22 protein-coding genes and 1 riboswitch are annotated in these 19705 nt (G+C 33.3%); of the genes, 12 read left to right on the top strand and 10 right to left on the bottom strand.

Annotated features, from left to right (window positions below; genetic code table 11):
- Window positions 1-4: 4 nt before the first annotated feature.
- From AC3WRL_RS15110 to AC3WRL_RS15100, 3 genes are all read right to left on the bottom strand, one after another.
- Window positions 5-601, bottom strand: a complete 597-nt coding sequence (locus AC3WRL_RS15110; protein ID WP_214826983.1) for a 1-acyl-sn-glycerol-3-phosphate acyltransferase — start codon at window positions 599-601, stop codon at window positions 5-7.
- 313 nt (window positions 602-914) lie between these two features.
- A complete protein-coding gene (locus tag AC3WRL_RS15105) occupies window positions 915-2633 on the bottom strand; it encodes a PspC domain-containing protein (protein WP_214826981.1) in 1719 nt (572 codons plus the stop codon).
- An 11-nt stretch (window positions 2634-2644) separates the two neighbouring features.
- Entirely contained in the window at window positions 2645-2974 is a 330-nt protein-coding gene (locus AC3WRL_RS15100; RefSeq protein WP_214826979.1) for a PadR family transcriptional regulator, read from the bottom strand.
- A gap of 293 nt (window positions 2975-3267) precedes the next feature.
- Between AC3WRL_RS15100 and AC3WRL_RS15095 the strand changes: the two genes are divergently transcribed.
- On the top strand, window positions 3268-3960 hold the full coding sequence (locus AC3WRL_RS15095) for an XAC2610-related protein (protein WP_492330657.1): 693 nt from the start codon (window positions 3268-3270) through the stop codon (window positions 3958-3960).
- A 1-nt stretch (window position 3961) separates the two neighbouring features.
- Window positions 3962-4552 (top strand): HD domain-containing protein, encoded by a 591-nt coding sequence (locus AC3WRL_RS15090; RefSeq protein ID WP_261512871.1) that lies wholly within the window; start codon window positions 3962-3964, stop codon window positions 4550-4552.
- 39 nt (window positions 4553-4591) lie between these two features.
- On the opposite strand, the gene AC3WRL_RS15085 is transcribed toward AC3WRL_RS15090, so the two are convergent.
- The 4 genes from AC3WRL_RS15085 to AC3WRL_RS15070 all read right to left on the bottom strand — a co-directional run bounded on the left by AC3WRL_RS15085 (window position 4592) and on the right by AC3WRL_RS15070 (window position 9773).
- On the bottom strand, window positions 4592-4975 hold the full coding sequence (locus tag AC3WRL_RS15085; protein WP_089027276.1) for an acyl-CoA thioesterase: 384 nt from the start codon (window positions 4973-4975) through the stop codon (window positions 4592-4594).
- A gap of 116 nt (window positions 4976-5091) precedes the next feature.
- Window positions 5092-5269: riboswitch (cobalamin riboswitch) on the bottom strand.
- 55 nt (window positions 5270-5324) lie between these two features.
- On the bottom strand, window positions 5325-6122 hold the full coding sequence (locus AC3WRL_RS15080) for a hypothetical protein (protein ID WP_251040509.1): 798 nt from the start codon (window positions 6120-6122) through the stop codon (window positions 5325-5327).
- 160 nt (window positions 6123-6282) lie between these two features.
- The gene (locus AC3WRL_RS15075; protein WP_214826966.1) at window positions 6283-7272 is read right to left on the bottom strand and encodes a hypothetical protein; all 990 of its coding nucleotides are present in this window, start codon (window positions 7270-7272) and stop codon (window positions 6283-6285) included.
- 353 nt (window positions 7273-7625) lie between these two features.
- Window positions 7626-9773 carry an endonuclease MutS2 gene (locus AC3WRL_RS15070; RefSeq protein ID WP_214826962.1) on the bottom strand — a complete coding sequence of 716 codons (2148 nt, stop codon included), beginning with the start codon at window positions 9771-9773 and terminating at the stop codon, window positions 7626-7628.
- 79 nt (window positions 9774-9852) lie between these two features.
- Between AC3WRL_RS15070 and AC3WRL_RS15065 the strand changes: the two genes are divergently transcribed.
- From AC3WRL_RS15065 to AC3WRL_RS15055, 3 genes are all read left to right on the top strand, one after another.
- On the top strand, window positions 9853-10155 hold the full coding sequence (locus AC3WRL_RS15065; protein ID WP_214826959.1) for a hypothetical protein: 303 nt from the start codon (window positions 9853-9855) through the stop codon (window positions 10153-10155).
- 6 nt (window positions 10156-10161) lie between these two features.
- A complete protein-coding gene (locus AC3WRL_RS15060) occupies window positions 10162-10665 on the top strand; it encodes a GNAT family N-acetyltransferase (protein ID WP_214826957.1) in 504 nt (167 codons plus the stop codon).
- A gap of 79 nt (window positions 10666-10744) precedes the next feature.
- The gene (locus tag AC3WRL_RS15055; RefSeq protein ID WP_214826954.1) at window positions 10745-11386 is read left to right on the top strand and encodes a uracil-DNA glycosylase; all 642 of its coding nucleotides are present in this window, start codon (window positions 10745-10747) and stop codon (window positions 11384-11386) included.
- Here AC3WRL_RS15055 and AC3WRL_RS15050 read toward each other — a convergent pair.
- From AC3WRL_RS15050 to AC3WRL_RS15040, 3 genes are all read right to left on the bottom strand, one after another.
- Entirely contained in the window at window positions 11373-11870 is a 498-nt protein-coding gene (locus tag AC3WRL_RS15050; RefSeq protein WP_492330656.1) for a hypothetical protein, read from the bottom strand. The genes AC3WRL_RS15055 and AC3WRL_RS15050 overlap by 14 nt on opposite strands.
- An 11-nt stretch (window positions 11871-11881) precedes the next feature.
- Window positions 11882-12373 (bottom strand): DUF456 domain-containing protein, encoded by a 492-nt coding sequence (locus AC3WRL_RS15045; protein ID WP_214826949.1) that lies wholly within the window; start codon window positions 12371-12373, stop codon window positions 11882-11884.
- A gap of 75 nt (window positions 12374-12448) precedes the next feature.
- Complete coding sequence (locus AC3WRL_RS15040; protein WP_492330655.1) at window positions 12449-13636, bottom strand: carboxypeptidase-like regulatory domain-containing protein; 1188 nt, start codon at window positions 13634-13636, stop codon at window positions 12449-12451.
- A 273-nt stretch (window positions 13637-13909) separates the two neighbouring features.
- Here AC3WRL_RS15040 and AC3WRL_RS15035 point away from each other — a divergent pair, with 273 nt between their 5' ends.
- The 7 genes from AC3WRL_RS15035 to AC3WRL_RS15005 all read left to right on the top strand — a co-directional run bounded on the left by AC3WRL_RS15035 (window position 13910) and on the right by AC3WRL_RS15005 (window position 19530).
- A complete protein-coding gene (locus tag AC3WRL_RS15035; protein WP_261512863.1) occupies window positions 13910-15172 on the top strand; it encodes a mechanosensitive ion channel family protein in 1263 nt (420 codons plus the stop codon).
- Window positions 15173-15255: 83 nt separating this feature from the next.
- Window positions 15256-15975 carry a pyridoxine 5'-phosphate synthase gene (locus AC3WRL_RS15030; RefSeq protein WP_492330654.1) on the top strand — a complete coding sequence of 240 codons (720 nt, stop codon included), beginning with the start codon at window positions 15256-15258 and terminating at the stop codon, window positions 15973-15975.
- Window positions 15976-16078: 103 nt separating this feature from the next.
- On the top strand, window positions 16079-16858 hold the full coding sequence (locus tag AC3WRL_RS15025) for an alpha/beta fold hydrolase (protein WP_492330653.1): 780 nt from the start codon (window positions 16079-16081) through the stop codon (window positions 16856-16858).
- A 113-nt stretch (window positions 16859-16971) separates the two neighbouring features.
- Window positions 16972-17241 carry a microviridin/marinostatin family tricyclic proteinase inhibitor gene (locus AC3WRL_RS15020; protein WP_214826944.1) on the top strand — a complete coding sequence of 90 codons (270 nt, stop codon included), beginning with the start codon at window positions 16972-16974 and terminating at the stop codon, window positions 17239-17241.
- Window positions 17242-17284: 43 nt separating this feature from the next.
- Window positions 17285-17482, top strand: coding sequence for a microviridin/marinostatin family tricyclic proteinase inhibitor (locus tag AC3WRL_RS15015; protein WP_214826943.1), 198 nt, complete (start codon window positions 17285-17287; stop codon window positions 17480-17482).
- Window positions 17483-17573: 91 nt separating this feature from the next.
- On the top strand, window positions 17574-18533 hold the full coding sequence (locus AC3WRL_RS15010; RefSeq protein ID WP_214826939.1) for an MvdC/MvdD family ATP grasp protein: 960 nt from the start codon (window positions 17574-17576) through the stop codon (window positions 18531-18533).
- Window positions 18523-19530 carry an MvdC/MvdD family ATP grasp protein gene (locus tag AC3WRL_RS15005; RefSeq protein WP_214826936.1) on the top strand — a complete coding sequence of 336 codons (1008 nt, stop codon included), beginning with the start codon at window positions 18523-18525 and terminating at the stop codon, window positions 19528-19530. The genes AC3WRL_RS15010 and AC3WRL_RS15005 overlap by 11 nt, the downstream gene beginning before the upstream one ends.
- Window positions 19531-19705 lie beyond the last annotated feature (175 nt).

Genomic DNA, 19705 nt, shown 5'->3' with positions numbered 1-19705 from the left:
CTGTTTATGATTGCTGTTCGTTCTCTGTTCCCATGATATTCGGATTCCAATTAGCAGGAACTTTTGGTGTAATATCGTTTTTAATGTAGTAATTTTTAATTTCGTCCATGATCTCTGAAAAAGGAACGGAAGCTATTCTTTCATAGGGAATAGTATATCCTAGATAAACGATTTTTTTCTTAAAATCTCCGGCAGCCAGTACGATGGGCACTTTTGCTGCCAATGCCATATGGTAAAAACCTTTTCTCCATTTTGGCACCCAGCTTCTTGTTCCTTCGGGCGTGATCACCAAGCTGAAATCTTCTTTAGCGAATTCTTTGGCAACGAAATTTACCAGATCATTTTTCTGACTTCTGTCGATTCCGATTCCGCCAAGATTTTTTACGATCCCGCCATACCATCCTTTGGTATGAGCATCTTTGATAATTATTTTTAATGGTTTTTGTAACGACCAATAGGCGAAATTCCCCAATATGTATTCCATATTATGAGTATGTGGTGCTACTACAAGAATACACCTGTTCAGGCTGTTGACATCGCCCTGAAGAACGACCTTCCAACCCATGAGTTTCAACATTAATTTGCCGATTAGTTTTTTCATATATTTTCTATTAAAAACAAAAAAAGTATAACCAAATAAGTTATACTTTACAAATATATTGAAATATTATCGCTCTTAAAATAAACCGCTGATTAAATCTACGATTTTCATTACAATTTCTAGTGCTACTTGTACCATGGTTTAGGTGTGTTTTTAATGATTTGGTTATTATTAATATAACTGTACGAAGGTAAGATAATTTTTTAATATAAAGAACTAATTAATAATGTTTTTTGTTGCTAATGAGAGAAGAAGAGTGTGAATTTCAAACTGTTGCCTTCCATTCACACCTTCCGCCACTCTCTGCAGTTTATTATTTGGTTTTTATAGAAATTTCGTCTTTTCCATCCTTTATCTGGATGTCTACTTTGCCTTTCATCTTTTTAATGTCAGACTTTACTGAATCCATTATTTTTTCTGCTTTTGAATTTGGAACTTTCTTTCCGTTGATAATGATACTGTCTTTATCATCAGAGTTGTATTCGATTGTAGAACCATTTACAGAAATTTTATTTTTTTCAATTCTGATATTTCCATGATCGTCATCATTATTTTCATCATCGTCATCTACTCCGTCACCATTCAAATCCCCATCAAAATCAATTCCGTCTTTCTTTACAGGGATTACGATTGCGTTCTGTGGAATTACCAATTCATAATCTACATTGTAGTCTCTGAAACGGTGATCATATGGATATTTAACATAATTAGGAAGGATCACTTTGTTATTTAATACTTCTACGGGAACACTTACATTAAGGGGGATGTTATAACCTTTTGCTTCTTTTTTAATAATTAAATAAGGTGTTTTTATGTCAGCTTTTCTTGTTACCTGAACATGAATCCAATCTCTTTTAAAAACAGATACTTTGTCAGAATAAAGATCATCATCATATCCCATAAAGTTTTGAGGAATAACGATTTGTTTTAAGTCAACATAGATACTGTCCGATGTTGTATTGATAGAAACTTCTTCTGTATCTTCTTTGTGGCCTTTTAAGAACATATCTTTTCTCGCCATGCTAACTCCGAAATAAGTGGATACTGCAATTAAACCAAGAACCAAAGCTCCTAAAACCCATCCTGTATTTCTTAATTTTGTTTTAGGGGAAATTAATTTAATACTTAATAATGCGAACAACATTGCAGGAATCAAACTTCCTAATATGATCATCGCCATTAGTACATACCTCATTCCATCGTTGTCAAAGTAGAAATTCATTTCGTTGATTGGAGGAAAATCATTGCTTCCCATAAATCCAAAAACTACGAATACTCCAATCAAACATCCAAATGCCATCAATCCGAAGATTCCTCCTAAAACATATCTTACAACGTTCCAAATTCCACTTCCTGCATTGTTGATATAAGGTTTGTTTTCGATATATATTTCTCCGACTCTCTGTGTAGATTCATTGGCAAACTGTACCAGTTTATTAGATTCGCTTTTAAGATTGTCGAAGTTCATAGGCTTTCCCTTCATTTTCAAAAAATCGGCTGCCGTCTCTGCTTTTGGAAGTACGATCCAAAGAATGATATAAAGCAATGCTATTAATGAAGAAGAAATAGCTGCTGTAAATATTCCTAAGATAAATACACCTAACCAGATCGCTCTCATGGCAGTGATATCCATTCCTACATAATGAGCTAAACCTGCGCAAACACCTGCGATTTTTTGTCTTTCAGGGTCACGGAATAATTGCTTTTTATCAGAATATTCAGCACCTGAATGGCCAGTTCTTTTAGAATTCTTTTCAGAATAATAAGCTTCTTCCTGTTCTTCGATCTTTTCAGGGGTTCCGATTTGTGCAATAACTCCTTCTACATCTGTATCGTTGATTACTTCTCGTTTTCCTAATGAATCTCTGAAGATTTCAACCATTCTTATTTCTATGTCATGCATTACCTCGTCTACTTCTGAAGCGTCCAATGTACTTCTTAGAGCATTAAGGTAATCGCTAAGCTTTATATATGCGTGTTCCTCTATTGTAAAAGAAAAACCTGCGAGTCCTATGGAGAGTGTCTTGTTCATAGCTTTGTTTTTTAATTTTTTTGAGTGATTTGGTTTACTGAATTGGTTAATTCGTTCCAGGTGTTTAAAAGTTCACTTAAAAACAGTTTACCTTTTTCTGTAATCTGGTAGTACTTTCTCGGAGGTCCTCCGGTTGATTCTTCCCATCTGTATGAAAGAAACTCTCCATTTTTTAATCTTGTTAAAAGAGGGTAGAGTGTGCCTTCTACAACATCCAGTTTTCCTTTTTTTAGTTCATCTATAAGGTCGGAAACATACATTTCACGATGATTGATAAGACTTAAAATACAGAATTCCAGAATCCCTTTTCGCATCTGCGCTTTGGTATTTTCAGTATTCATCTTAATAAGGTTTTTAATTAGTTATATTTAGAATTCAGTTCCTAGCTAGTTGAACCTATTCTTATTTTACATTACAAAGATATGTAATTAAAATGGTATTATGCAATACAAAGTAGTGAAATTTTTATTATTTATTATTTAAAATACTGATAATCAGTTTAATAAATTTTATCAAGTCTTTAAAATAAAATTATATTTAATTAAATTAGAGGATAAATGATCCAGATTTTGACAGCTATTCATACTTTTGTTATGAAATTTCAGTCGTATTTGTACTGAATAAAATCTATATATTGAATAAGTATAATACATTGACCAGTTTTATCTTTTTGGGATTTCTATGTTCCGGACAGCATCATTTTGAACTTAAAACGGGATCAAATCACTATGATGCAGTGATTACGGTGAATGATTGTGACGCAGAAAAATGTAGTGGAAGTGGGATAGTAGAACTAAAAGATAAAAAAACATTACGTACTATTCAGACTTTAACCTCTGATGATCTTTACTTTTATTTGAATAAAGACCAGCAACCAAGTGTCAATGTTATTCAATTATATGATGAGCAAAGTCCATTGATTTTTGAAGATTTTAATTTTGATGGTTCAGAAGATATTGCAATACGAAATGGGAATGAAAGCAGTTATGGTGGTCCATCCTATGATGTATATGTCTACAATTCTACAAAAAAACAATTCGTTATCAGTGATGAATTAACTACTCTTGCTTTTGAAAATCTGGGAATGTTTCAAACAGATCCTAAAAGAAAGAGATTAATTACATTTTCTAAATCCGGGTGTTGCTGGCATTTAACAACAGAGTATCAGGTAATTCCGAAAAAAGGACTAGATAAAGTTTACGAGCTGGAAGAAGATGCAATGGGTGGTGAAGAATTCGTAAAAGTAACAAAGCGACAAAAGATCAATAACAAGTGGATCGTAAAATCAAAAAAATATCCGATCAAACAGTACTATAAAGAAGATTAAAATGAAAATACAAAAAGAGATCGATTTTATTTTAGCAGTAGATGCTTTAAAAAATGTGCAGAGAAGAAATTATAATGCAGATGATTCAAGACGGGAAAATACTGCTGAACACTCTTGGCAGATAATAATACTGGCACAGGTACTTTTTCCATATGCTAAAAACAGGACAGATATCGATTTGTTAAGAGTTATAAGGATGCTTTCTATCCATGATCTGGTAGAAATTGAAGCTGGTGATACATTCTTATTTGATGAGAAAGCAATGGTTGGCAAATTTGAAAGAGAGAAATTATCAGCTCAGAATATTTTTGGAATTTTAGATGAACCTTTACGTTCAGAGTTTTTCAATCTATGGTTGGAGTTTGAAGAAGAGCAGACTGCGGATGCTATTTTTGCCTGTGCAATAGACCGTATTATGCCATTTATTCTTAACTCACATACTTCGGGGAAAAGCTGGACCGAAGCAAAAGTAACCGAGAGTCAAATCAGAAATATGCTGGAAAATGCAATAAGCAGAGCTTCTGATGAAATGGGTGAAGCTTTCCAGCTTCTGCTTAATAGAAGTTTAGAGACCGAAAAAGTTTTAAAATAAAGAAAACGCAAGTCAATTTGACTTGCGTTTCTCATCTAATTATAGTATTTGAACAGGCTTTTTAAATTCATCGATAGCCACAAAAGTAAAGTCTCCCACAATAGCTCTTTCTCTTTCATAAGAATACATTTGTTCCGTGTAGATCTCTACATTTACTTTCATACTTGTTGTTCCAACATGAGAAACCGTTCCTATCAGCTCGACAATAGTTCCGGCAGGAATAGGTTTCTTAAAGTCAATTTTGTCGCTGCTTACAGTTACCACTCTTTTTCTTGCAAAACGTGTAGCAGTAATAAATGCCACTTCATCCATCAATTGCATCGCTGTACCTCCAAAAAGAGTATCATAATGATTGGTTGTGTTAGGGAAAACCGCTTTAAAGATTCTGGTTTCGGATGCTTGAATTCTTTCTTCTGTAGTCATATTTCATTATTAAATTAAAGCGAAATGAAATATATTGAAGCAAACAGAATAATAACAGGAAAGGTGAAATTCCTGAAACAATCCATCAGATCAATAAACTTCAAGCCGCGAAAGTTTCTTGTTTATAGAAAGTGGCAGGTCTCCTGACTTGTAACATCCTTATCCCTTCCCATGCTTTTGCACAGTGGTTTATTATAAAGACTTTAGTTACTTACAGTTGCGCGACAGTTCGTGATTTTCACACGATTCCCTATTAATCTGTGATTAAACAGAACCAATTCCTGTGATGAATAAGCGTTAAAACTTTTTCAATGACAAAAATAAGGATAATACAGAGAAGTATAATGAATTATTCAGGATTTTTAAAAATAATCTGGTGAGCAACCTTTCCCTGTCTGATCGTCCAGAGCGTGGTATATCTGTTTTCCCCGGAACCGTTGATCATATAAAGAAAAATGTTATCATTGTCAATAGCAGCAACACTAATGTTATTGAAATCCATAGTCGGCTGGAACATATTTTTAATAGCTTCTCTTACAAAAACGGAACCTCTTCCAACCTGTTGTACACGGATAGACTTGATTTCTGTCATCCCTTCAGGAAGTTCTTTACTGATACCCCAAGGTTTTACTTTATCAATAGTAAGGATTGTTCCATCCGCATCTTTTTCCTGTTTCCTATAACTGGCATTGGAAGGATAGACATCAATGATAACCTTATTTCTTTGGGCAGTAGGTATTTTAGGATTGTTATTGTCAGTGAAAATAAGGGATCTTCCGTTTTTGGATTTGGACGGTGTGTATTGAGGAAGCTGATCAATAAAAGCTACACGTTCTTTATTCACCATACCTTCTTTGTCAAGATTCTCATATCTCACAAAAGGTTTTTCAGTGTCTTGCTTTTCGGGATATTTGATCCATAACCATTCCGTTTCTCCCGGAGCCGGTTTTACATAAAGAAAGACGTCCCCTTTACGCATTCTGATCTTATCAACAATTTTTCTATAATTATCCTTGGCAACCCTAACATTCGCGTAACCCTCTTCAGCCTTTACCACTCCAAAAGGAATTTTTTGCTGGCCTTTTACAAAAGCTAATGAGAATAAACTGATGGCTGATAAATAGACTGCTTTATTTACGGAAATCATTATGAAAAATTTTTGATGCATCAAATATATAAATTAAATACTTTTCGGAAGATAATTATATAACTCTAAATCCTTAATATTAGTTATTGGTTTTAGATGACCTGTAAAAAGGTTGAACTTTGTTTGAAATATTTAAAAAGACGGTTCAATATGCAGGACATTATCTTCTAATCCTATTAAAATCCAAAGTATAAAAATCGTTCAATAAAATTTTATCCAGCACGAACCCAGGATCTTTATAAATGTTCTTTTTATCAGCTTCTTCTATCAGAAAATTATTGGTTTCAATGATATTTTCGGTCTGTTCCTTCGCTTTTTTGTTTGCAACTATAAAGAATATAGATTTGAATCCCTTACCTGCAGGAAACATAGGGCCATCGCTGCTGATTCCTTTGTTTTCGGAAATTTTAGCATTTTCAAAAAGGGTTTTTCTGCCTTGTCCTTTTGAATCATCCATCAATAATAAGTCTTGATGTTTACTCACAAAGTCCCGTGGAAAAAGAAAGCTTAAAAATGGACTGGAGATTAGTTTACTAAAGAAAATACTTCCAAAAAATCTGGGTTCTGTTTCGGGATAAAACATGAAAACTTTCACATAAGTTAAATCTGCCCAGTTGTATGCTTTTAAGCCCAATAAACCGGCACAACCATTCGTAACAATACGAACTTCTTCAAGGTGTTGGCCTTCATTCTTTAAAATCTCTTTAGGCATGACAGAAGTTACATAGTCTAAATCTTCCCCAAACTCTTTTTGATCTTCACTTTCAGATTTTATAAAATGAGATTTCCCAAAACCAATCCTATCCACTGCGATGATATGAAATATTTTATTGATTTCTTTATTCTTAAAATAGTCTAAAAAATATCCGGAATTCTTTCCACTGTCATGTATCAAGAAGAGGTAGGGCTTTTTCTTTCGCGTTTCCTGATTAGTGATTACATCATCATTGGCTTTATTAGTGAGATAATGAATACTGTATCCGCGTATGTTTATAGAGTCATAAACGGGAGCTTTCAGATTTTCTTTTTTAAAAATAGTATTGATATCTTCCTGTGAATAAGATGGATAGAAAAAATAGTATTTTCCCCATATAAACAGGATCCATACTAACAGAAAAGCAATTATTCCAAAGATGATTTTCTTAAACATTTTCTTTTAAAGATATAAAAAGTTGAATGAATATTGCTTTTGTTTTTCTTTATTGCAAAAATAAAGGGAATTTTAATTTTATAAAATTTCCTTGATATCCTATAATGATGATTCAATATATTAGTATAATTTTCATTAAAATATTAAAAACTAATAAAATGTGCCAACCAATGTTCAGGTCTCAAGTATTACAGCAACTTCAGCCTAAAGGAGTGTATTTTATTGAATTCAAAGGAAAAGAAAATAATAATATCAGGTTAAAATTTATTAAGAAGTGAGAGAAAAGAGAAAAGAGAGTGCTTGAAGTACTCTCTTTTGTTTTTTATTAAATTTAATTTGTTGCTAAATAAGCTTTAAATTCTCTCTAATTCATCGGCATTAATTGTGGTCTTAAAGGTTCCATAATTAACGATCACTTTATTTCTGGAAATTTTTTCAATAGTACCGACGCTTGTACTTCCCGGAATACGGACCCGTTGTCCTATTTTCATCCATACGGCGCGGTCTACTTTACGTTTCTCCTCTATCTTTTCATTCGTTTCAGCGATCTTTTCAATAACATCTTCTTTTTTGAGCTGCTGGGTAATTTTTCTTTTTACCACTTGAAGACGTTTTGTTTCATCTTTATCAGCACCCACTTTTCGAAACTTTTCCTGCTCCAGGATCTTTACGAAATCTTTCACAACATCCTTTCGGGATTTACCTTTTACGTAACTATCAACAAAGGCCTCAATTTTATTTCCGAATTGAAGTTTGCGGTGTTCATCTTCATATAATTTTTGGAAATTGAAAAGCTTTTGCTGGAGCTGTTCGTTTAGTTTTTGCAGATTGTCACGCTTATCTTCAACTGATTCTTTTCTTTCCGCAAGGTCTGTTTTAAGTTTTTCAACCTCAAATTTTTCCTGCTGCAGTTTTACAATCGTCTTATCAAGATTTACAATATCATGTTCTACTTTTTTCTTTGCAGAATGAATGATAAATCTAGGGATCTTATTTTTTTCAGCAACCTCAAAAGTGAATGAGCTTCCCGCTTGTCCGACTTCTAATTTATACATTGGTTCCAGCGTTTCCTCATTAAACAACATCGCTGCATTTTCAGCATTGGGAAGCTGCTCTATAACCAATTTGATATTGGTATAGTGTGTTGTTATAATGGCAAAACTCTTTTTATCATAGAAAAACTCAAGGAAACTTTCTGCTAAAGCACCACCTAATTCCGGGTCAGAACCGGTTCCGAACTCATCGATCAATAAAAGAGTATTGGCATCAGACTCACGAATGATACCACCCATTTTCTTTAATCGGGATGAATACGTAGAAAGGTGATTTTCAATCGACTGATTATCTCCAATATCCGTCATGATCTTATCAAAGAAAAACATTTCAGATTTCGGATGAACAGGAACTAAAATTCCACTCTGAATCATTAATTGGAGTAATCCGACCGTTTTCAGCGTAATCGACTTTCCTCCCGCATTCGGTCCTGAAATACATATGATTCTGTTGTGTTCCGTTAAACTTAATGTCTGCGAGTGGATTGTTTTGTTTTCTGCCTTATTTCTCAACCATAGCAAAGGATGGAAGGCCTCTCTTAATCTGAGTGTTTTATGGCGGTTGATCTTAGGTAAAACACCATTAATCATTTCTGAAAACTTAGCCTTCGCCCTCGTTAAGTCGAGATCAAAGATATATTTCTGATATCGCCAAAGCTGAGGTTGGAATTCTGCTAATTCAGCAGTCAGCTTTCTAAGGATCTTATCAATTTCTTTCTTCTCTTCCTCCTCATTTTCTTTAAGCTTAAAATAATGGGTTACCACACTATCCGGTTGAATATATGTGATAGAACCGGTTTTTGAAAGTCCTAAAACTCTTCCGGGAACTCTTTTTTTGTATGCTGATTTTACAGCTAAAACCCTTTGGTCTTCAATAATACTTTCTCGGATATCATCTAAAAAATCACTTTGGCCATAATTGAACAATACACGATTGAAATTTTCCTGAATTGCTTTTTTAGCTTGCTGAATTTCTGTTCGTAACGTTTTTAAAATAGGTGAAGCTTCACTTTTCACTTCCCCAAAACGATTGAAAACTTTATCAACCTTATCAATGATCTCTTTTTTAAATTCCAGAACAGAAGCATCTTCCATAAGATTAGGGAAGGTATCAGGCATGGTTGGAAAGAATTTTTGTAGCTTTCCTATTTGTTCCGTTAAAGTTTTTATTTTGATGAAAGCGCTGTTTTCCAGACGGTAATTTTCGATCAGCATTAATTTAAGCTCTGCTTCAATATCTTCATATTCATCGAACGGAATAGCATTTGAACTTTCAAAACTAGAAAGATATTCTGAAGTTTTTTTCAAAGAAAGTTCTGCTTCGTCAATTTCCATCGGACGAAGGTGAAGGATTTTTTCTCTTGTTTTCGGAGAATACGCAAAAGGAGAAATTTCCGCGAGCAATTGCGGAAACTCTAATTCGTTTAAATCTTCTTTATTTATATACACACTGCAAATTTAGTGAGAAATTTGATTATTATGTATATTTGATTATTAAAGAGACCATTAATAATTTAAATACAAGACAGTGACAAAACTAATTATTAACCGTTCATCTGAATTTTCGAATGCTTTAAGATCTATAGGAATCTTTTTGGGAGATAAGAAAATAGGTGAGATTAAAGACGGAGAATCTAAAGAATTTGAAGTAATGCCAGGTATATATCAATTAAGAGCGCAAATCGATTGGTGCAGATCTAATGTAATCAACTTAGAAATCAATCAGGATGAGGTACTTCGATATAATTTAAGTGGTCGTAATCCTTTCTTATCTCTATTTTATGTTACGTTAGGGAAAGATCATTATTTAAAATTGAAGTCTATAAATTAAGCTGAGATGACCCTAGAAACCCAACGATTAATTTTAAAGGAGATTGATGAAACCTATGCTGAAGATATTCTAAAGATCAGAAGTAACGAGGTGATCAATAAATATGTTTTGAGAAATTCGCCCAAAACGAATTATGATGCATTGAATTTTATTTTAACGATTAAAAAAAATACTGAAAATAAGCAAACCCTTTATTTAGGTATTTCTTATAAAGATAAATCCAATCTTATCGGAACAATTTGCCTGTGGAATTTTTCTGAAGACCGAAAAGTAGCGGAAGTGGGTTATGAATTATTACCCGACTATCACAGAAAAGGAATAATGTCCGAAGCATTAGAAGCGGTTTTAGATTACGGTTTTAATGAATTAAATTTGCAGGAAATTTTAGCTATTACAAATAAGGATAATGAAAATTCAATTGGACTTCTTCTAAAACATCACTTTATTTTGGAGAGAGATAAGAAGGATGAAGGTTTTCCGGATAATATTATTTTTAACTTAAAGAAATAGTTAATCTATCATTTAGTATATACACCAGATGAAAATTGATTGTCAAATTAGTCCCTTTTCAAATTATTAAATCCAAACCATGACCTGGACAGAAATTTTAGCACCTATAAAAAGCACAGAATATTTTACTAATCTTTGGGGAAAAGTAAAGCAGGAGTATGCAACTACCAAAGTATTTCCACCTAAAAATCAAATTTTCAGGGCATTAGAAATCACACCTTTTGATGACATCGAAGTGGTGATTATCGGGCAGGATCCTTACCATAATGATCATCAGGCAAATGGTTTATGTTTTTCTGTTTCAGAACAGGTTACAGCTCCACCATCTCTTAAGAATATCTTTATCGAACTGAAGGATGATCTGGGAATAGTAAGAACTTCAAAAGAATTAGATGATTGGGGGAAACAGGGCGTTTTGTTATTGAATGCAACATTAACCGTTCGCGCTCATACTCCCAATTCCCATAAAGATCTGGGTTGGGAGACCTTTACCAATTATATCATTAAAGAAATTTCTGATAAAAAAGAAAATGTGGTTTTTGTTTTGTGGGGAGCCTTTGCACAAAAAAAAGCCGAACTCATAGATCCGGCTAAGCATTTTATTTTGAAATCGGCACATCCATCGCCATTTTCTGTATACAGAGGATTTTTCGGAAGCAAACCTTTTTCAAAAATTAATGAATATCTTGTTTCGAAAGGTAAGAAGCCTATCTCATGGTAGGTTTTTCACCAGTCTTTTTAATCGTAATTCCTATTTTATATTTTCCCGGAAGTGCTTTTGCTCCACTTTGTGAAGTAGGATAAGGGGCAACATCATTTAATGAAATCGTATATCCGTTAAACTCCGCAGATTTAAAATAATTTCTTCCCGGATTTTCTGTTGTAGCTAAAGTCAAAGTAACCGGTCTTGTTGTAGTTCCCATTACCGTAATATTGGCGACTGCCACACCCGCCCAGATACAATTGACACCCTCTGGACAACGACTGTCTTCAGAAATATTAGTAAAAGTAACATTCATTTGGTATTCTTTAAGAAATCTGTTCTCTCCCTCATTGAAATAAATAATGTCTCCTTCTTTGTTCATCGTTTTTTCTTTTGTGCTGGTTGTACCAGACGATTTTGTAGGTGATTTAGTCTCTTTTTGAGCATTACAGTTCGTAAGAGCCAACATACCTAAACTGAATAAAATGGTTTTATATAACATGGTAATCTATTTTAAATGTAATCGAGCATATCTAATACTACTACCAAAAACATTGCCACACCTACAACAAAACTAAATCCCGTACCATATATAAATCCAATGAAAGCTCCTTTTGTGGATTTAAGGGCTTTATCCATATCTTTGCTGTCGTGAAGTAATTCCCCTATAAATACTCCGGCAAACATCCCTATTAAAAATCCCAATGGAATAGGAATAAACATCCCTACAATGGTACCAACTACTGAACCTATACTTCCCCATTTTGTTCCACCATATTTTTTATTGGTTTTAGCGGGAATTACATAGTTTAAAACCGCGGAGGCAGCAGTAAGGATTCCAAAAACCCAAATATAAAGCATTGGTAAATCGGCATCCGTTCCAAACTTATAAATCAACAAACCGCAAAGGCTTAATAAAAGGCCTGGTAAAATAGGGAGGAAAGTTCCCAGCATTCCTAATATTAATAAAACAAGACAGAGAATATTAATTAACGTTGTATCCATTCTTTAAAATTATATATGCAAGATAAAAAAAGGTGGCCTTAAAAAAGCCACCTTTTAATATAAGTTTAAGATTTTCTATAAGTTTAAGATTACATATTGTAGAATTACGCCGGCGTTTCCAATGTTACCTGAAGCATGATTATGGAAAGTTGTGTAATAAATATACCCACTTGTTGAAGATCCTGAGCATGGTCCTATTGTAGCACCTAATGCAACCAAATAAGGAACTAATACCTGAGGAACTGAAATACTGATCTGGATGTTTCCAGGAAGAGTAATACAAACCGTTACAAATGTTGAATTCGGAGCATTTCCTATCGGAGTAGTTGGTATTCCTGTTGCTGTAAAATGATTGGTTCTGATCATTAAAGCGTCATTTGATGAAGTTTCTTTAACTAAAACTTCCCAATAAGCAGGATCATAATTAGTTATTTTTTGCCACGCACCTAAGTCATAATCGATATTAAGTGTATTGAACCCCAAAGCTGTTGTAAGTCCCGTATTAGTTACCGTAGCGCCTAGTGTACCTGAACTTCCGATATTTTTAGAGCATAATTTTGTATCAGGAACAAATCCTCCAGGAAGAGAACAGTTATTGGTATTGGTTGTTCCACCCACTAAGTAGGCAACGTCCCAATCTGAAGCGTAGATACTTCCTCCGTTAGCAACAAAAGTTGCTAAATTAGTATCAATTACAGAATAAAGTCCCGGATTTGAAGAGTAACTATTCCTTGAACCACAGTTAAGAAATATAATATCATACTGTGCAATAGTAGTTAGGTTAGCAAGATCGGTATTGGTAATTTCGGTGGCGGTATAGCCTAAAGTCTGAATAATATCCTCGATTTTATCATACGTTCCTTTTACGTAAGCGATTTTTGCAACCTGATTCAGTTTGGTTTGACTGGCGTCGAGATTTAAAGTTTCATTATCTTTTACAGTTGTGTTAATTTCCGTACGGAAATTACTACCATTACCTGTTTGGATATGAATGGTGTGATTTCCAACCGGAGCTTCCAAGGTAAAGTTACCATCTGCATCTGAAGTAGTGTAATAGATTTTATACTTGTCATCAAAAGTAAAAACTGAAGCACCTCCAATAGGTTTTGTCCCATTTTGTGACATCACCTTTCCGGTAAGTTTTCCGGTTTTTACAGCTGTAGGGCCAACATTTTGGGGAGTCATCACAGGATCGTCTCCTCCTGCACAATTTGTTAAAAGTGTGAATACACACAATAAAATAAATAAGTAGTGTTTTCTCATATCTAATTGATTTTGATTGGGTTAGTTTTGATCAAATTTAATAAATAATTAAATATAAAATTATAAAATATGATAAATTTTCAGTATTATTTATTTTTAATTAAGTTTTTTGGTGAATTTTTTATTTATTAATCAAAGTTTAAGAGGATTTAATAATATTAAAAAAAATGATTTAAAATTTTTATTAAATATTAAAAAAGGAAATTATTTGGGATGAAAATTGATGGAAAGGTTTTAATTAAAATCAGCCTTAAATTTCATAAATTTGCTATAATGAAAGACGAGTTACAAGACACCAAAGATTTTTTACAGGATATTAGTGATCAGATCCACTATTTTGTAAGTGCTAATGTGCCCAATGACTTGGTGCTTACCTGCCAGATAATCCTTAAATTTTTATTTTTGGCCGGACTTGTTTATGTATTGGATTTTATTTTTAAAATTCTTGTTAATACTATATTTAAATATTTTTTTGACAAAGAGAAATATCCGGTTCTAAAATCAATTTATCAATCCCGAATTACCAATTCAATTGTTCACTTAGGAGCATTGAGTTTTGCAGAATATGCTTTGAAATCTGTTTTTTGGAGACATCCTAAAAGTTTTGAACTATTGGGATTGATCGTAAGTGTTTCTATTATTTTTGTCATTGCGGGAATGTTATTCAGAGCATTAACTGCCTTAAGGAATTATTTTGTGATCAAACAGGACTTTTATAAGATAATGGCTTTGAATGCTATTTCAGAGTCTGTAAAAATATTTGGTATTTTTATCCTTACTGTGGTAGGTATTTGTGTGATTTTTGGAATTAAAGGTGGGACAATATTAGGAAGTTTAGGAGCTATAACTGCTGTTTTGGTTCTCGTTTTCAGAGATACCATTTTAGGATTTGTTACAGGACTTCACGTGGCAACTTCTAAAAATATGAAAGTAGGAGATTGGATTGGTATCCCTAAATACAACATAGAAGGAAATATTGCAGATATCAGTCTCTTAACCACAAAAATCACCAATTTCGATAAGACAGTCTCTACAATTCCAACCTATGATCTGTTAACTACTGAGATAAAGAATCTTCAGATTATGTCTGAATCCAATACCCGAAGAATTAAAAAATCGATCTATTTCAATATCAATTCTTTTAAATTTTTAAGCGATGAGGAGATTGAACGGTTAAAGGATATTAATTTGATTTCTGAATATCTGGAAGGTAAAAGCGTAGAAATCAGAAAAGAAAAAGAGAAGCTTGCACATAAAGACAAAATTGTAAACGGAAGGCAATTAACCAATATTGGGGTTTTCAGATATTATGCACAAAAGTATATCGAAAATGATCCTGATATAGACAAAAAAGGAGTTATGATGGTTCGTCAGCTGGATATTACTCCGCATGGGCTTCCTCTGGAGGTTTATTGCTTCGCAAATGATTCCAAATGGGAACGTTTTGAACAGATTCAGGCAGATATCTTTGATCACCTTTTAGTCGCTTCAAAAGAATTTGATCTGCAGGTAATGCAGGTAACCGTAAAAGTTTAATTTAATAAGAGGTTAGACTTTAGATATTAGAAGCAACCTTATCTAACATCTAGGATCTGACATCTAACATCTACTTATAAAAAATGACAAAACTAAGCGTAAACATTAATAAAATTGCAACTTTAAGAAATGCAAGGGGAGGCGAAACACCAAGCGTTACAGAAGCAGCAATAAAAATTCAGGAGTTTGGAGGACAGGGAATTACCATTCATCCAAGACCAGATGAGAGACATATTACAAGAAAAGATGTTTATGATCTGAAGCCTTTAGTAACCACAGAATTTAATATTGAAGGAAATCCACACCGTTCTTTTATCGATATGGTGCTGGAGGTGAAACCTGAACAGGTTACTCTTGTTCCGGATGCGGATGATGCTATAACTTCCAATGCGGGTTGGGACACCAAAAAGCATTTAGATTTTCTAAAAGAAATAATTGCTGAGTTTAAAAATGCAGGAGTTCGTTCTTCAATTTTTCTAGATCCAAAACCTGAACTGGTGGAGTATGCTGCAAAAACAGGTGCTGACAGAATAGAGCTGTATACTGAAGCGTATGCAAAAGATTATCTTACAAATAAAGAACAAGCTATAAAGCCCTATCTTGAAACAGCAATTGCTGCTGGTGAATTCGGATTGGGTGTAAACGCAGGACACGATCTGAGTCTTGAAAATTTAAAATATTTTGCTGATACGATCCCTAATCTATTAGAAGTTTCTATCGGGCATGCTTTAGTTTCTGAAGCCCTGTATATGGGAATGGAGAATACGGTTCAGGCCTATCTGAAGAGATTAGCAAAGTGGTAAATTTAGATGTTGGATACCGGGTGTCAGATAGTAGACTTTAAATATAAAGTATACTGATCCTCTGGAATCTGTGGTCTGAAATTTAAAATCTTAAAAAAGAATTATGGAAATTTTACATTCAAAAATATTTGGCGAAGAAAAATCGTCTACACCTTTATTAGTATTCCATGGTTTGTTTGGAATGCTCGACAATTGGGGAAGTTTTGGAAAGGATCTGGGAGAATATCTTCCGGTTCATCTTTTGGATCTAAGAAATCATGGACGAAGTTTCCACTCAGAAAGTATGTCACATGATGACCTGGCAGATGATATTGCCAATTATATGGATCATTATGGAATAAAAAAAGCCCACGTTTTAGGACATTCTTTAGGTGGTAAAGCGGTAATGCAGTTTGCCATAAAATATCCGGAAAAAGTTGAAAAGTTAATTGTTGTTGATATTTCTCCAAAAGCATACCCTCCACATCATCAGGGAATTATTAAAGCTTTGGAAACTGTTGATTTCAATACAGTGGGATCAAGAAATGAAGTAGAAGCTGTATTAACTCAGTATATCCCAGAAAAATCGACCATTCAGTTTCTGGCTAAGAATCTGTATTGGGATGATAATAAAAAATTGAATTGGAGATTTAATCTTAAAACACTATCTGAAAAATATAATGAGTTTGTTTCCAATGCGATAAAATTTGGAGTTTTTGAAGGAGAGACATTGTTTATTGCCGGAGAAAAATCCAATTACATTCTTCCACAAGATGAATATGCAATTAAACAACAGTTTCCAAAGGCGAAAATTGTGACGGTTAAAAATGCAGCTCATTGGGTTCAGGCTGATAATCCTGTGGATTTTAGTGTTGTTGTTAAAAAATTTTTAGGGTTGGATTAATTTGATACTCTGTCTTTTATGTTGTTAAAATTTTCTTAAAAGAGTGATTTATTTTTTTTGAATGTGAAAATTTTGTACTTTAGATTTATCAAAAAAGTTAAAAATATTTACTTATGAAACCAAAAAAACTAAAAAAACCATTTTTTGCTTCTTTTCTAGAGAAACAAATTCAAGAGCCTGAGAAAGTAACCGGAGGCGGGGTTATTACTTCCATTAACGGAGATGTAATTACTATTCCTTCAAAAGATGACATTACTTCTGTTTTAGCAGATAATGTAACAACAGTAAGAAATGATAATGTTACATTGAAGTATCCTTCTGATAATGATGAAGGCGGACCTCTTCATCCTATAGATCCATCTTTACCGATCGATCATTTTTAATCAAATTTCAACAAAATATTAAGTCAAACCAAATTAAAACATTATGAAAAACAAGAGTTCAAAGAAAAAACCATTTTTCGCATCGTTTCTTGAGAAACAATTAAAAGATCCTCAATCTGTAACAGGCGGTGGACCAGACATTACAATTCCAGAAAGAGATGTTGTTACAAAGCCAACTTTAGATATGGCTCATACAATGAAATATCCATCTGATGGGGATGATGATGCTCCAACAGTATAATGAATTGTTTATATAATAGATAACAATATTTACAAATCATAATTAAAGGAAACTTACACTCTAAGTTTCCTTTTTTAATAAAAAGCAATAAATGATTCTTTGTATCACTCACTCCAATGATTTTTATAACATTGATATTTTCTTCGAATATCTTTCCTCTAAAAATATTCCATATTTCAGATTGAATTCAGATCATGTGAACCATCTTCAGGAAGTCAGTATTAACGAAAATTCATTTGAATTGACAGATGAGTATGGAAATACAGTCAGTTCCAATGATATTAAAGCGGTTTGGCACAGAAAAGGCTGGCGCATCAGTATTCCGGAAGAGTTGGATAATGATTATGTGAAAATTTTTGTAAATGAATATGGAAGTTTGCGATATAATCTTTACACAGCTTTAGAGCATGTCCCATGGATCAATCCCTTTGAAGAAGAAAAAAAAGTGGATGGAAATAAATTGTATCAACTGAAAATAGCAAAAAAGAATAATTTAACGGTTCCAAAAACATTGTTTTCGAATGATGAAGAAAAAATAACTGCTTTTTTCCATGAGCATTGTAATGGAAAAGCAGTCGCAAAACTTCATGGGGTCATTTCAAAATCGATGGGCGGAGAAGATTTACTTTCTACGACAATAATTGATGAAGATAATTTAGAATCAATTTCTGATATCGCTTACTGTCCTATGATTTTTCAGCCTTATATTGAAAAAGAATATGAATTAAGAATCATGTATGTGGATGGTGATTTTTTTACAGGAAAGATCAATAATAGTGAACATGCTGACTGGCGTGTCAATCAAGGAAATTATTTTTGGTCACCTTATGAATTGCCTGAAGATATTAAAGCTCATCTTTCCGGAATGATGAAAGAAATGGGACTTTATATGGGCGCCATTGATATGATAAAAGGGAGAGATGGAAATTATTATTTCCTTGAAGTAAACCCACAAGGAGAGTGGGGAATGTTACAAAAAGAATTAGATTTTCCTATTGCGGAAAGCATTGCCGATAACCTTATAAAAAGAATGAAAACCAATGAACAATAAAATTTTAATAATAACCCATACTGGAGATAATTTTTCAATTCTAAAAGTAACAGAATATATTGAAAAAAATGGCTTTGAGGTTATTCGTTTTGATGTAGATTTATATCCTCTACAAAATAAATTATCAACCACTTTCCAGGATGGAAAATGGATCAGCATTCTCGAAACTCCTACTGCTAAACATCGTTTAGATGATATTGCTGCTGTATGGTATAGAAGAGCCTATAATATGGGGGAGGGCCTGAAAGAAGAGATTGATGCTAAATTTTATGGTGCAGCAATGGGTGAAATTCGCACAACACTTTTTGGATTTTTAGAATCTATTGATGCGTACGCTTTGGGAAAACCAAGTGTCTACAGAAGATTAGACAGTAAGGAAGAACAGTTGAAAATTGCTGATAAAATCGGATTGAAAATTCCTGAAACCTGTATTACCAATAACCCTGATGAGGCAAGAAGCTTTATCCTTAAACACAAGAATGTGATAGGGAAGATGCAGGCTGGTTTTGCAATCTATGAAGATGGTGTAGAGAACGTGGTCTTTACGAATGTTATTGGAGAAGAGAAACTGGAAGAATTGGATACTTTACTCTATTGTCCGATGCAGTTTCAGACGAAAATCGAAAAGAAAAGAGAATTAAGAGTGACTGTTGTAGGCAGAGATGTATACGCTTTTGAGATCGATTCGCAACAATTTGAAGATGCAAAAGTAGACTGGAGAAAAGATGGTGTGAATCTTATCGATAAATGGGTGAGAACAGATCTTCCTAAAGATATTGAAACTAAAGTTCTCGAACTTCTGGATGTTTATAATGTTGATTACGGTGCATTGGATATTATTGTATCTCCTGATGATGAATATTATTTCATTGAAATTAATGGTGCTGGTGAGTTTTTCTGGTTGGATAATCTAACGGAAGAGAATCTTATTTCTAAAAGTATTGCTGATGTTTTGTGTGACAAGGCACCGAGAAGAAATAATATGGTTTTAGCTTAAAAAGTAAATTTTTATAAAGCCGGTTTTCCGTTACAATAACTATTCTAAGAATATATTTAAACTGATAATATTGATGAAATTAAGCTGAATTGTGCTTTAAAAATCGCAAATTTGCAAAAGTATTTTTTCACATTTTTAGGATGCAGCTGAGAATTGCTGAATCAAAAATATTATC

The organism is Chryseobacterium sp. FW101-FHT12H09 (genome assembly GCF_058790395.1).
The sequence above is the reverse complement of the archived record's forward strand: the minus strand, read 5'-3'. Positions and strand labels throughout refer to the sequence as shown.